Genomic DNA, 12,551 nt, shown 5'->3' with positions numbered 1-12,551 from the left:
TCGTTTGCAGCGTAATGAAAGTAAAGCGTGAAGGGCAATCAGACCGGCGAGAAGCGCCAGACGCCCTTGGCATCGCGCTCGCGCTTGAGTTCGCCCGAGCGCCAGAGCATATGCAGGTGCGCAAGCGCTTCGCCCATGGCGAAGGTCGTTTGATGCGCGTCGAGCTTGCGATGGAACATGATGGGCACGATGTCGCCCGCGCTTTGCGGCGACTTCGCGCATGCCTCACGCACTTCTTGCAGGCGTGCGGCGTGGTGATCGCGCAGCTGTTGAATGCGCGTGTGCAATCCGGTGAACGGCCGACCGTGCGACGGCAGGACGAGGCAGTCGACCGGGAGGTCGAGATACACGCCGAGCGAGTCGAGGAACAGTTGCAGCGAGTTGGCCTCGGGCTCGATGTCGAACACGCTGACGTTGGTGGAAATGCGCGGCAGCACCATATCGCCGGAGATGAGCACGTTATGCTGCTCGGAGTAGAGCGCCATGTGCTCGGGCGAATGACCGTAGCCGGCGATCAGACGCCAGTCGCTGCCGCCAATGCGCAGCGAGTCGCCATCTCGCAGTCGGAAGTAGCGCGACGGCACTTCGGGCACGAGATCGCTGAAGTACGACTTGCGATTGCGGATCTGCTCGATCATGGCCTCGTCGGCGAGCCCATGCGCGAGGAAGTGCGCGACGGCGAATTCTCCCCCGGCGTTGGCGGCATTGTTGTTATCGCCTTCGGACATGAGACGTCCCCAGGCGTAGTCGCCCAACGACATGGCAAGGCGCGCTTGCCAACGTTGCTTGTCGCCGCCTTTGCAGATCCAGTGCGCAAGGCCGAGGTGATCGGGGTGGCAGTGGGTCACGACCACGCGCAGCACCGGCTCGCCGCCGAGCGCGCTGTCGAACACTTGTTCCCAATACGCCTTGATCTGGGGATGCGTGATGCCGCAGTCGACAACGGTCCATCCCTTGACCCCGTCGATTTCATCGCGCAGCAGCCACAGATTGATGTGATCGAGCACGAAAGGCAACGGCATGCGTATCCAGAAGACGCCGGGGACGACTTCATGCACGGTGCCGCCGTCGGGAAGGAAATCGCCAAGGGGATAGTTCAGTTGTTGTTCGAGGGCATTCACGGGGACCACACTCCAGAGGGACTTGTTCTCTTGTTGTCGGTTGACGCCATCACCGATTGCATACGATGCAAGTTGACGCTAACGTAAACGGCAATTCTAGCTGCAATGGTAAGCATTCGCTTAACCTCATGCTTCACATCGCATAACCCGACCCGATGCTCACATACACGATTACCGACCTCGCCCGCGAGTTCGACATCACCCCCCGCGCGATCCGCTTCTACGAGGATCAGGGGCTGCTCACGCCCGCCCGCGAAGGCCCCGGCGGGCGCCATCGTGTCTACACGGGCCAGGATCGCACACGCCTGAAACTCACCCTGCGCGGCAAACGCCTCGGACTGACCCTCTCCGAAATCAAGACGATTCTCGACCTCTACGAATCGCCGAAAGACACGGTGCCGCAACTGAAAGTCTTCCTCGAAACGCTCGCCCAGCACCGCCAGGTGCTCGAACAGCAACTCGAAGACCTCCACGCCACGCTCGACGAAGTCTCCCAGCATGAGGCCCAGTGCCTCTCGCTGCTCGAAGCCGCCGGTGAAGCCGTGCCGCCCATCGCCCGACGTGTTAAGGCTGCGGCGGCCTCTCACTGATAACACCACATCCCGCTTCACTCCCCCTCGCCCCCGCTCACCCCCAGGGCCGCGGGAACCAGCACTACCCTGACTCCGTTCCACCTGAAAGTCTCTCCGTCAGGGCAGCGCCGGTCCCCGCCCATCCGACGCCCATACCCCCTCGCCTACTTGCCTCCCCCTAGCCCTTCCCACTCCCGCTTTCCTCCCGCTTTCCTCCCGCTTTCCCCCCCTTCCCCTCGCCCATCGTCCCCCGCCAGACCGACGCTCCCGCCCTCTGGAAAGTCCTTACTTTACGTTTACGTAAACGTTAAGTAACATCGGGGCACTCGGCTTCCCACTGCCCTTTGCTCGCGACCATGGTCAACGCTCCTGCCACTCACGCCGCTCCGCTCGACGACGCCGTCGCTGCGAAAATCCGCGCCAGTTTTGACAAACAAGGCGTGATGACCCACTGGGGCGCGCAACTCACGCAGCTGGCCGACGGTTTTTGCGAGATTTCGCTGCCGTTCTCCGACAAGGTCAATCAGCAGCTTGGCTACTTTCACGGTGGCGTGATCGGCGCCATTGCCGATTCGGCAGGGGGCTACGCCGGTTACACGCGCATCTCGCCCGAGCAGGAACTGGTCACCGCAGAGTACAAACTGAATATTCTGGCCCCCGGCAAGGGCGATACACTGGTCGGACGCGGTCAGGTCGTGAAAGCCGGTCGCACCCTCATCGTCGCCACGGCCGAGCTGTTCGCCGTCGATCACGGCCAATGGACGCTCTGCGCCCTCATGCAGCAAACGCTCTTCGTGCTGCCACTCAATTCCGCTACGGCGGCAGGTACGGCGCGCTGATCGGTTCGCATCACCGGACGCATTGCAGCAACATCGCTTTCGAAGCCCACTACATCATCGAACATGCGCGCGGGCCGAACGCCACGCGCCACCCTCTGGAGACTGTGTCATGACGACGTTGCCCGGCCTCAATTTCATGCTCGGCGAAGACCTGGACATGCTGCGCGAATCGGTCGCGAACTTCGCATCGAAGGAAATCGCGCCACGCGCTGCGGAAGTGGACCGCACCGATCAGTTCCCGATGGACCTCTGGCGCAAGATGGGCGACCTCGGCGTACTCGGCATGACGGTCTCGGAAGAGTACGGCGGCGCGAACATGGGCTATCTCGCTCACATGATCGCGATGGAAGAAATCTCGCGCGCCTCCGCTTCGGTCGGCCTGTCGTACGGCGCGCATTCGAACCTGTGCGTGAATCAGATCCATCGCAACGGCACGGCCGCACAGAAGGCGAAGTATCTGCCCAAGCTGGTGTCGGGTGAACACGTGGGTGCGTTGGCAATGAGCGAGCCGAACGCCGGTTCCGACGTGGTGAGCATGAAGCTGCGCGCCGAGAAGCGCGGCGACCGTTACGTGCTCAATGGCACGAAGATGTGGATCACGAACGGCCCGGACTGCGACACGCTGGTCGTCTACGGCAAGACGGATATCGACGCCGGCGCGCGCGGCATGACGGCATTCCTCGTCGAGAAGGGCATGAAGGGCTTCTCGGTCGCACAAAAGCTCGACAAGCTCGGCATGCGCGGCTCGCACACGGGCGAACTGGTGTTCGAGAATGTGGAAGTGCCGGAAGAGAACGTACTCGGGCAGGTCGGCGGCGGCGTGAAGGTGCTGATGAGCGGCCTGGACTATGAGCGCGCCGTGCTCGCCGGTGGCCCGCTGGGCATCATGCAGGCAGCCATGGACGTGGTGGTGCCATACATCCACGACCGCAAGCAGTTCGGCCAGTCGATCGGGGAATTCCAGCTGATTCAGGGCAAGGTCGCCGACATGTACACGATCCTGCAGGCAAGCCGCGCGTATCTGTACGCCGTGGGCCGTCAGCTCGATTCGCTCGGCAGCGATCACGTGCGTCAGGTACGCAAGGACTGCGCCGGCGTCATTCTCTACACGGCGGAAAAGGCGACGTGGATGGCCGGCGAGGCGATTCAGATTCTCGGCGGCAACGGCTATATCAACGAATACCCGGTCGGACGCCTGTGGCGCGACGCCAAGCTGTACGAAATCGGCGCGGGGACGTCGGAAATTCGCCGCATGCTGATCGGTCGCGAGCTGTTCGCCGAGACAATGTAAGCGCAGCGACGCAAATCCTCTCTGTCATCGCCGTCGCCCGGTATGAACCGCTTCCCGAAACTCCTGTCGTCGCAGGTCGCTTTCGATGTCGCCCGCCTGATGCTGGACGGCTTCGACAAGCATTACCGCATCTTCCGCGAGGTATGTGTCGCGGCGCGGGCCTGTTTCGAGGCGGGCGATTTCTTGGGCATTCAGAAACTCCAGCGTGACCGCATCGCCTATTACGACGAGCGGGTTCGCGAATGCATCGTCACGCTGGAAGACGAGTTCGACGCGCAATCGCTCGACGACGATGTCTGGCAGCAAGTGAAGCTGCACTACATCGGCCTGCTCACCGAGCATCGTCAGCCGGAACTCGCCGAGACATTCTTCAACTCGGTATGCTGCAAGATCCTGCACCGCTCGTACTTCAACAATCGCTTTATCTTCGTGCGTCCGGCGCTCGCCACGGAGTACATCGAGAACGACGCACCCGCGGCCAGGCCAACGTACCGCGTCTACTATCCGGCGCAGGACGGCATGGCGGCGACGCTCACGCGCATCGTCACGAATTTCCAGTTGCAGCGCCCGTTCGCCGATCTGTCGCGCGATGTGAGCTACGTGATGCGCGCCATCGAAGAGGCTTTCGGCACGTTCGAAGCCGCGGCGAACTTTCAGATCCACGTGCTCGCGTCGCTGTTCTTTCGCAACAAGGCGGCGTACATCGTGGGACGTATCGTGAACGGCGACGCAACGACACCGTTCGCCATCCCGATCGTGCATGACGACAACGGTCATCTCGCACTCGACGCCGTGCTGCTGCGCGGCGAGCAACTGCGGGTGATGTTCAGTTTCGCGCACGCGTATTTCATGGTCGATATGGAAGTCCCGTCGGCCTACGTGCACTTTCTGCGCACCATAATGCCGGGCAAACCCAAGGCGGAGATCTACACGTCGGTCGGCTTGCAGAAGCATGGCAAAAATCTGTTCTACCGCGATTTTCTGCATCACCTGAAGCATTCGAGCGACAAGTTCGTCAGCGCGCCCGGCATTCCCGGGCTGGTGATGCTGGTGTTCACGCTGCCCTCGTATCCGTATGTCTTCAAGCTCATTCGCGAGCGCTTCGCACCGCCCAAGGAGACGACACGAGAGCAGGTGAAAGCGAAGTACCTGATGGTCAAGCAGCATGATCGCGTGGGGCGCATGGCCGACACGCTGGAGTTCTCCAGCGTGGCTTTCCCGCTCTCGCGTTTCGACGACGCCCTGCTCGCCCAGCTGCAAAGCGAAGTGCCCTCGCTGCTGGAGATCGACGGCGATGCGCTCGTGATCCGTCACTGCTATATCGAGCGCCGCATGACGCCACTCAATCTGTGGCTGCAAACGGCGTCCGACGCCGAGGTGGATCACGCGATGCGCGAGTACGGCAACGCGGTCAAGGAGTTGATGGCGGCGAACGTGTTTCCGGGCGACATGCTGTACAAGAATTTCGGCGTGACCCGTCACGGCCGGGTGGTCTTCTACGATTACGACGAGCTGGAATATCTGACGGATTGCCACATCCGCCGGGTGCCCGAACCCCGTAACGAAGAAGAGGCGATGTCGGGGGAAGTCTGGTACCGTGTAGGCCCGCACGACGTGTTTCCCGAGACGTTCGAGACGTTTCTGACGGGGGACGCGCGCGTGCGGCACTCTCTGAGCCAGCATCATCCGGATTTTTTCGACCCCGACCTGTGGCAAGGCTTTCAGGATCGGGTGCGAGCCGGACAGATGCACGACTTCTATCCGTACGATGTCGCGCTGCGTTTCGTCAATCGCTACGGCGCCGGCCGCCATGCCGACGCCTCGGGTGCGCCGCCGCACGCGGCGGCTGCCTGAGGCTCGCGCCCTCTGGACGCTATCGACGAGACCCAGCCAACGACACGCCCGCCGGATGACACGATCATGACCGAAGACAAAGACCAGCCTCTCATCCATCTGCTCGATAACAACCGCGCCTGGGTCGCCAGCGTGAACGCGGAAGATCCCACGTTTTTCGAGCGACTGGCCAAAATACAGACCCCGGAATACCTCTGGATCGGCTGCTCGGACTCTCGCGTACCCGCCAACCAGATCACGGGTCTCGCCCCGGGTGAGGTGTTCGTCCACCGCAACATCGCGAACGTGGTCGTGCACAGCGATCTGAACTGCCTGTCGGTGTTGCAGTTCGCCATCGAAGTCCTGAAGGTGCGCCACATCATGGTGGTCGGCCACTACGGCTGCGGTGGCGTGGGCGCGGCGCTCGACGGCGCGAAGATGGGCCTCGTCGACAACTGGCTGCGCCACGTGCGCGATGTCTACGAGCGCCACGTCGACCAGATCGACGCCCTGCCCTCGCGCGACTCGCGCCACGACCGCCTGTGCGAGTTGAACGTCATCGAACAGGTCGTGAATATTTGTCACACGACCGTGTTGCGCGACGCCTGGGCTCGCAACCAGCCGGTTACGGTGCATGGCTGGGTGTACGGCCTGCGCGACGGCCTGGTGCGCGATCTGCGCATGTCGGTGAACAGCCTCGAAGCCCTGCCGCGGGTTTATGACCGCTGCGTGGAAGCGATGGCCGAATTGCGTCATCCACAGGCGTAGCGCTCGCGGGGGCGCGCGAGCGCGACGCCGTCCGGCATGGCCTCGCGCCGCCGGCCCCCCCCCTGAGCCGATGCACGCTCGTGTGGACGTGGAAGGACTGAAGCTTTGGATATCCGGGCGTTGGCTGCCCGTCCGAGAGGACAACGGCGCCGGCGCCTTAACCCGTTAAATGCATCAACGAGTCAAGGAGATTGCCATGCAACACGACCCGATCGTCATCGTCTCCGCAGCGCGCACCCCCATGGGCGGCCTGCAAGGGGTTTTCGGCGACGTTGCCGCCCCGCAACTGGGCGCGGCCGCGATCCGCGCCGCCGTCGAGCGCGCCGGCCTCAAGCCGGAACAGGTCGACGAAGTGGTGATGGGCTGCGTGCTGCCCGCCGGTCAGGGACAGGCGCCGGCGCGTCAGGCCACGCTGGGCGCCGGCCTGCCGCTCGCCGCCGGCGCCACCACCATCAACAAGATGTGCGGCTCGGGCATGCGCGCCGCCATGTTCGCCCACGACATGCTCGTCGCCGGCAGCGCCGATGTGATCGTCGCAGGCGGCATGGAAAGCATGAGCAACGCCCCCTATCTGCTGCCCAAGGCACGCGCCGGCATGCGCATGGGGCACGGTCAGGTCATCGACCACATGTTCTTCGACGGTCTGGAAGACGCTTACGACAAAGGCCGCCTGATGGGCACCTTTGCCGAGGAATGCGCCGACCGTTACGCCTTCACCCGCGAAGCGCAGGACGCCTTCGCCATCGCCTCGCTCGAACGCGCTCAGAACGCCACGAAGGACGGCTCGTTCGCCTGGGAAATCACCGCCGTGACGGTGCCGGGCCGCAAGGGCGACACGCTCGTCGAACAGGACGAACAACCGTTCAAGGCCAATCCCGAAAAGATTCCGACGCTCAAGGCCGCGTTCCGCAAGGACGGTACGGTGACCGCCGCGAACTCGTCGTCGATCTCCGACGGCGCCGCCGCCCTCGTGCTCATGCGCGAATCCACCGCGAAGCGCCTGGGTCTTGCGCCGCTCGCGCGCATCGCCGGACACAGCACGTTCGCACAGCAACCGGGCCTGTTCACGACCGCCCCGGTCGGCGCGATGCGCAAGCTCTTCGAGAAGACCGGCTGGTCGACGACGGACGTCGATCTTTACGAAATCAACGAAGCGTTCGCGGTCGTCACCATGGCCGCGATGCACGAGTTCGATCTTCCGCACGACAAGGTCAATATTCACGGCGGCGCGTGTGCGCTCGGTCACCCGATCGGCGCCTCCGGCGCACGTATTCTGGTCACGCTGATCGGCGCCTTGCGCAAGACCGGTGGCAAACGCGGCGTGGCCAGTCTGTGCATCGGCGGCGGCGAAGCGACGGCCATGGCCATCGAACTCGTCTGACGCCCCCGCTCCCGGGGCCTGCCGCGTCCTGCGGCTCAGGCCCCGGCCAACAGGACACTTACGTCATGAAAACAGCACTCATCATCGGCGCCTCACGCGGCATCGGCCTGGAATTCGTACGGCAATATCGCGAGGACGGCTGGCGTGTCTTCGCGAGCGCGCGCAGCGACGATGCGCTGGCCGCGCTGCGCGAAGTGGGCGCCGAGGCCCTGAAGCTGGATGTCACGCGTGTGGAATCGCTCTCCGGGCTGTCATGGCAGCTCGACGGCGTGGAACTCGATGTCGCGGTCTACAACGCGGGCGTGAATTCGGTGCGCACGACGGGGCTCGCGCCGATCACGCAACCGGAGTTCGATCGGGTATTCCACACCAACGTGCTCGGGGCCATGCAGGTCGCACCGCTCGTGCTGCCCTTCGTGGAAGCGGCGGGCGGCGCGTTCGGCTTCCTGTCGAGCCGCATGGGCAGCGTCGCGCTGATGGATTCGAACGGCAGCTGGCTCTATCGCGCCAGCAAGGCCGCCGTGAATTCGGTCGTGAAGGCTGTGTCGCTCGAAGCGCAGCGCGCCACCTGCGTGGCCATGCACCCGGGCTGGGTGCGCACCGACATGGGCGGCGAGAACGCCGACATCGACGTGCACACGAGCGTGGCCGGCATGCGTAGCGTGCTCGCACGTGCATCGGGCGAGCGCGCCACGTACAACGGCGCGTTCTACAACTACGACGGCAACGCGCTCACCTGGTGATGCGCGCCGCAAGGACTAGGTCGAACAACGAATGGACGAATCACGTCATTCATAACAAGCTGTTGCCACACCGCCGTATCTTTTGATTCGCGGGCCAGAAACGTCACCCGGAAACATTCGGAAACACTCGGAAACGGAGCGAACATGACGTCCGCCATCGACTTTTATTTCGACTTCGCATCCCCGTATGGGTATTTTGCGAGCACCTGCATCGACGATATCGCCGCACGCAACGGGCGCGGCGTCGCGTGGCATCCGATTCTGCTGGACATCGTCTACAAGGTGAACGGCACAGGCGCGCCGATGCAGCATCCGATCAAGACGGAGTATCTGCGGCACGACGTGGAGCGCACGGCCCGCTTTCACGGCATCGACTACAAGCGCCCGACGCATTTCCCGATCCCGACGCAGGCCGCCGAGCGCGCCGTGCTGTGGGTGCAGGACCACCGGGGGGGCGACCTGTCCGCCGAGTACGCGAAGTCGATCTTCCGCGCGCTGTACGTCGACGACGTGAACATCGGCGAGCCCGCCGAACTCGTGCGTCTGGGCGAAGCGCTCGGCATCGACGGCAAGGCGCTCGAACTCGGCATGAACTCCCCCGCAGCCAAGGATCATCTGAAGGCCGAGATCGATCTGGCGATGGCACGCGGCGTGTTCGGCTCGCCCTTCGTGATCGTGGACGGCGAACCGTTCTGGGGCTTCGACCGCTTCTCGCAGGTCGACGCCTGCCTGAAGCACGGCAAGATCTGACTACAAGGCAAGACACACCATGGCAAGCCCCCAACCGTCGCAAAACAACGAACACGACGCCTGCCCCTGCGGCGGCCTCTCGTTCGACGCTTGCTGCGCCCGTTATCTGGAGCGCGGCGAGATTGCGCCGACGGCCGAAGCGCTGATGCGTTCGCGCTACACCGCATTCGTTCGTCACGACGCGCCCTATCTGCTCGAAACGTGGGCGGCCCGCACGCGCCCCGCGACACTCGACTTCGACGACGCACCGCCGTGGCTCGGCCTTCAGGTCAAGGCGCATCTGCAACGCGACGACTCGCATGCGGAAGTCGAATTCGTGGCGCGCTACAAAGTGGGTGGACGCGCGCACCGCCTGCATGAGCGCAGCCGCTTCGAGCGCACCGACGACGGCCGCTGGCGCTACATCGACGGCGACCTGTTCGACTGACACCGCATTCGCATGCGAGCGTGGTCGTGCGCGACAGCCGCCTGCACAAGCACTCAACGACAACTCACACTCCACCGGATTTCGTCACATGCCGATTCTTGAAAGCAAACTCAACCCGCGCAGCGAAGACTTTGCACGCAATGCGTCCGCCATGCAGACCGTCGTCGACGAACTGCGCGCCCGTATCGCGCAACTGGCCGGTGGCGGCGGTGAGGCGGCACGCAAGAAGCATGTCGGACGCGGCAAGCTGCTGCCGCGCGATCGCGTGCAGCAACTGCTCGATCCGGGCTCGCCGTTCCTCGAACTGTCGCAACTCGCCGCGACGGGCATGTATCACGACGAGGCGCCGGGCGCGGGCATCATCACCGGCATCGGGCGCGTGTCCGGCCAGGAATGCGTGATCGTGTGCAACGACGCCACCGTCAAGGGCGGCACCTACTACCCCATGACGGTCAAGAAGCACCTGCGCGCCCAGGAGATCGCCGAGCAGAACCATCTGCCGTGCATCTATCTGGTCGACTCGGGCGGCGCCAACCTGCCGAACCAGGACGACGTTTTCCCCGATCGCGATCACTTCGGCCGCATCTTCTACAACCAGGCGCAAATGTCCGCGCAGGGCATTCCGCAGATCGCCGTGGTGATGGGCTCATGCACGGCCGGTGGCGCGTATGTGCCGGCCATGAGCGACGAGTCGATCATCGTCAAAGAACAAGGCACGATTTTCCTCGGCGGCCCGCCGCTGGTGAAGGCCGCGACGGGCGAGGAGGTCAGTGCCGAAGACCTCGGCGGCGCCGACGTGCACACGCGCCTGTCGGGAGTCGCCGACCACTTCGCGCAGAACGACGCGCATGCGCTGTCCATCGCGCGCAGCATCGCGGCGAACCTGAACCGTCGCAAGCCGGCGACCGTGGCCGTCAGGACGCCGGTCGAGCCGAAGTACGACGCGCGAGAACTCTATGGCGTGATCCCCGCCGACACGAAGAAGCCGTTCGATGTGCGCGAAGTCATCGCGCGTCTGGTCGACGGCTCCGAATTCGACGAATTCAAGGCGCGTTACGGCACCACGCTGGTTTGCGGCTTCGCGCACCTGTGGGGCTATCCGGTGGGTATCGTCGCGAACAACGGCATTCTGTTCTCCGAGTCGGCGCAAAAGGGCGCGCACTTCATCGAACTGTGCTGCCAGCGCAAGATTCCCCTGATCTTTTTGCAGAACATCACCGGCTTCATGGTCGGGCGCAAATACGAAAACGAAGGGATTGCCAAGCATGGCGCAAAGATGGTGACCGCTGTCGCGACGGCGAACGTGCCGAAGTTCACCGTCATCATCGGCGGCTCGTTCGGCGCTGGTAACTACGGCATGTGCGGTCGCGCCTACTCGCCGCGCTTCCTGTGGATGTGGCCGAATGCACGCATTTCCGTCATGGGCGGTGAGCAGGCCGCGTCGGTGCTTGCGACCGTCAAGCGCGACGGCATCCAGGCGAAGGGCGGTCAGTGGAGCGCCGAGGAAGAAGACGCTTTCAAGCAACCGATCCGAGACCAGTACGAACGTCAGGGCCATCCGTTCTACGCGAGCGCGCGCCTGTGGGACGACGGCGTGATCGATCCGGCCGACACGCGCACCGTGCTCGGGCTCGGGCTGTCCGCGGCGCTCAATGCCCCCATTCCGGAAACACGCTTCGGCCTGTTCCGCATGTAAGACGTGGGTGACGCGGTCGGCGTGGGCAAAACGCCGATACCGCGTCATCGAATCATCAAGGATTACCGTCATGAATCTCGCAACGCTCAAGCTCAGTGTCGACGCCCACGTCGCCACCGTCACGCTCAACCGTCCGGACGTACGTAACGCCTTCAACGAAACCGTCATCGAGGAATTGACGGGCACGTTCCGGGCGCTCGCCACGAACGACGACGTGCGCGCCATCGTGCTCGCGGCCGAAGGTGTCGCCTTCTGCGCCGGCGCGGATCTGAACTGGATGAAGAAGATGGCCGGATACTCTGACACCGAGAACCGCGCCGACGCCATGACGCTCGCCGTCATGCTCAATACGATCTATCGCTGCCCGAAGCCGGTGGTCGCGCGGGTGCAGGGCGACACCTATGCCGGTGGCGTGGGACTCGCGGCGGTCGCAGACGTGGTGGTCGCCGTGGACACCGCGCACTTCTGCCTGTCCGAAGCGAAGCTCGGCCTGATTCCCGCCACGATTGGCCCGTACGTGATCCGCGCGCTGGGCGAGCAGGCGTCGCGCCGTTACTTCGTGACGGCCGAACGCTTCACGGCAACCACGGCACAGCGCCTCGGCCTCGTGCACGAAGTGGTGAGCGCAGACGCCCTCGACAGCACGGTCGGCGCGCTGACCAAGGCGCTCGTCGACAACAGCCCGAATGCCGTGGGGGAATGCAAACGTCTGGTGCAGGACTTCGCCGGGCGCGCCATCGACGAGGCCGCCATCGCCGATACGGCCGATCGCATCGCCAGGATCCGCGCCTCCGACGAAGGACGCGAGGGCGTGCGCTCGTTCCTGGAGAAGCGTTCGCCGTCGTGGCGCGACGTTTCGTGATCGGACGCCGAACGACCGATGCCGTCGGTTACAAAATTTATTTGCGAGGGGTGACAGCGGAGATGCCGCAACGTTGACGGCGAGATTTACGAAATTGTCGATAACGTCTCTTTACGGCTAACAAAACAGCGAGTTTTCTCGCCAATTCCGCCTATTGCCCTGCCAAATCGCTTTGCCTACCATGCGCCCATCCCCCACCTCCGGCCTCGTGCAACCCAGCGCAGTTTCCTGCGCCGCACCGGCCAGCCGCACGAACGGCGATCGTCGC

The 12,551-nt window shown here is 63.9% G+C and carries 12 protein-coding genes; 11 read left to right on the top strand and 1 reads right to left on the bottom strand.

All coding sequences use genetic code 11. The features are described from left to right. Window positions 1-38: 38 nt before the first annotated feature. The gene (locus PCA31118_RS07830; RefSeq protein ID WP_150624574.1) at window positions 39-1,121 is read right to left on the bottom strand and encodes an MBL fold metallo-hydrolase; all 1,083 of its coding nucleotides are present in this window, start codon (window positions 1,119-1,121) and stop codon (window positions 39-41) included. A 155-nt stretch (window positions 1,122-1,276) separates the two neighbouring features. Between PCA31118_RS07830 and PCA31118_RS07825 the strand changes: the two genes are divergently transcribed. The 11 genes from PCA31118_RS07825 (at window position 1,277) to PCA31118_RS07775 (ending at window position 12,283) form a co-directional block, all read left to right on the top strand. Beyond that, entirely contained in the window at window positions 1,277-1,711 is a 435-nt protein-coding gene (locus tag PCA31118_RS07825) for a MerR family transcriptional regulator (protein WP_150624572.1), read from the top strand. 338 nt (window positions 1,712-2,049) lie between these two features. Beyond that, entirely contained in the window at window positions 2,050-2,532 is a 483-nt protein-coding gene (locus PCA31118_RS07820) for a PaaI family thioesterase (RefSeq protein ID WP_150624570.1), read from the top strand. A 109-nt stretch (window positions 2,533-2,641) separates the two neighbouring features. Beyond that, a complete protein-coding gene (locus PCA31118_RS07815; protein WP_044453591.1) occupies window positions 2,642-3,823 on the top strand; it encodes an isovaleryl-CoA dehydrogenase in 1,182 nt (393 codons plus the stop codon). Window positions 3,824-3,865: 42 nt separating this feature from the next. Further along, a complete protein-coding gene (aceK, locus tag PCA31118_RS07810; RefSeq protein WP_150624568.1) occupies window positions 3,866-5,677 on the top strand; it encodes a bifunctional isocitrate dehydrogenase kinase/phosphatase in 1,812 nt (603 codons plus the stop codon). Between the two features lie 66 nt (window positions 5,678-5,743). Then, a complete protein-coding gene (can, locus tag PCA31118_RS07805; protein ID WP_150624566.1) occupies window positions 5,744-6,424 on the top strand; it encodes a carbonate dehydratase in 681 nt (226 codons plus the stop codon). 196 nt (window positions 6,425-6,620) lie between these two features. After that, on the top strand, window positions 6,621-7,805 hold the full coding sequence (locus PCA31118_RS07800; protein ID WP_174990380.1) for an acetyl-CoA C-acetyltransferase: 1,185 nt from the start codon (window positions 6,621-6,623) through the stop codon (window positions 7,803-7,805). Between the two features lie 65 nt (window positions 7,806-7,870). Next, window positions 7,871-8,548: an SDR family oxidoreductase gene (locus tag PCA31118_RS07795; protein ID WP_150624562.1), complete on the top strand. Its 678-nt coding sequence runs from the start codon at window positions 7,871-7,873 to the stop codon at window positions 8,546-8,548. 144 nt (window positions 8,549-8,692) lie between these two features. After that, window positions 8,693-9,298: a 2-hydroxychromene-2-carboxylate isomerase gene (locus PCA31118_RS07790; RefSeq protein ID WP_150624560.1), complete on the top strand. Its 606-nt coding sequence runs from the start codon at window positions 8,693-8,695 to the stop codon at window positions 9,296-9,298. 19 nt (window positions 9,299-9,317) lie between these two features. Beyond that, window positions 9,318-9,725: a YchJ family protein gene (locus PCA31118_RS07785; RefSeq protein WP_150624558.1), complete on the top strand. Its 408-nt coding sequence runs from the start codon at window positions 9,318-9,320 to the stop codon at window positions 9,723-9,725. Window positions 9,726-9,813: 88 nt separating this feature from the next. Continuing rightward, complete coding sequence (locus PCA31118_RS07780) at window positions 9,814-11,421, top strand: carboxyl transferase domain-containing protein (protein WP_044453578.1); 1,608 nt, start codon at window positions 9,814-9,816, stop codon at window positions 11,419-11,421. 70 nt (window positions 11,422-11,491) lie between these two features. After that, on the top strand, window positions 11,492-12,283 hold the full coding sequence (locus PCA31118_RS07775; RefSeq protein ID WP_150624557.1) for an enoyl-CoA hydratase/isomerase family protein: 792 nt from the start codon (window positions 11,492-11,494) through the stop codon (window positions 12,281-12,283). Window positions 12,284-12,551 lie beyond the last annotated feature (268 nt).

Source organism: Pandoraea captiosa (assembly GCF_902459775.1).
Classification (GTDB): domain Bacteria; phylum Pseudomonadota; class Gammaproteobacteria; order Burkholderiales; family Burkholderiaceae; genus Pandoraea; species Pandoraea captiosa.
The sequence above is the reverse complement of the archived record's forward strand: the minus strand, read 5'-3'. Positions and strand labels throughout refer to the sequence as shown.

Coding starts and splice junctions, on each gene's coding strand:
- PCA31118_RS07825 (WP_150624572.1), top strand. CDS start 1,277: ATGCTCACATACACGATTACCGACCTCGCCCGCGAGTTCGACATCACC.
- PCA31118_RS07820 (WP_150624570.1), top strand. CDS start 2,050: ATGGTCAACGCTCCTGCCACTCACGCCGCTCCGCTCGACGACGCCGTC.
- PCA31118_RS07815 (WP_044453591.1), top strand. CDS start 2,642: ATGACGACGTTGCCCGGCCTCAATTTCATGCTCGGCGAAGACCTGGAC.
- aceK (WP_150624568.1), top strand. CDS start 3,866: ATGAACCGCTTCCCGAAACTCCTGTCGTCGCAGGTCGCTTTCGATGTC.
- can (WP_150624566.1), top strand. CDS start 5,744: ATGACCGAAGACAAAGACCAGCCTCTCATCCATCTGCTCGATAACAAC.
- PCA31118_RS07800 (WP_174990380.1), top strand. CDS start 6,621: ATGCAACACGACCCGATCGTCATCGTCTCCGCAGCGCGCACCCCCATG.
- PCA31118_RS07795 (WP_150624562.1), top strand. CDS start 7,871: ATGAAAACAGCACTCATCATCGGCGCCTCACGCGGCATCGGCCTGGAA.
- PCA31118_RS07790 (WP_150624560.1), top strand. CDS start 8,693: ATGACGTCCGCCATCGACTTTTATTTCGACTTCGCATCCCCGTATGGG.
- PCA31118_RS07785 (WP_150624558.1), top strand. CDS start 9,318: ATGGCAAGCCCCCAACCGTCGCAAAACAACGAACACGACGCCTGCCCC.
- PCA31118_RS07780 (WP_044453578.1), top strand. CDS start 9,814: ATGCCGATTCTTGAAAGCAAACTCAACCCGCGCAGCGAAGACTTTGCA.
- PCA31118_RS07775 (WP_150624557.1), top strand. CDS start 11,492: ATGAATCTCGCAACGCTCAAGCTCAGTGTCGACGCCCACGTCGCCACC.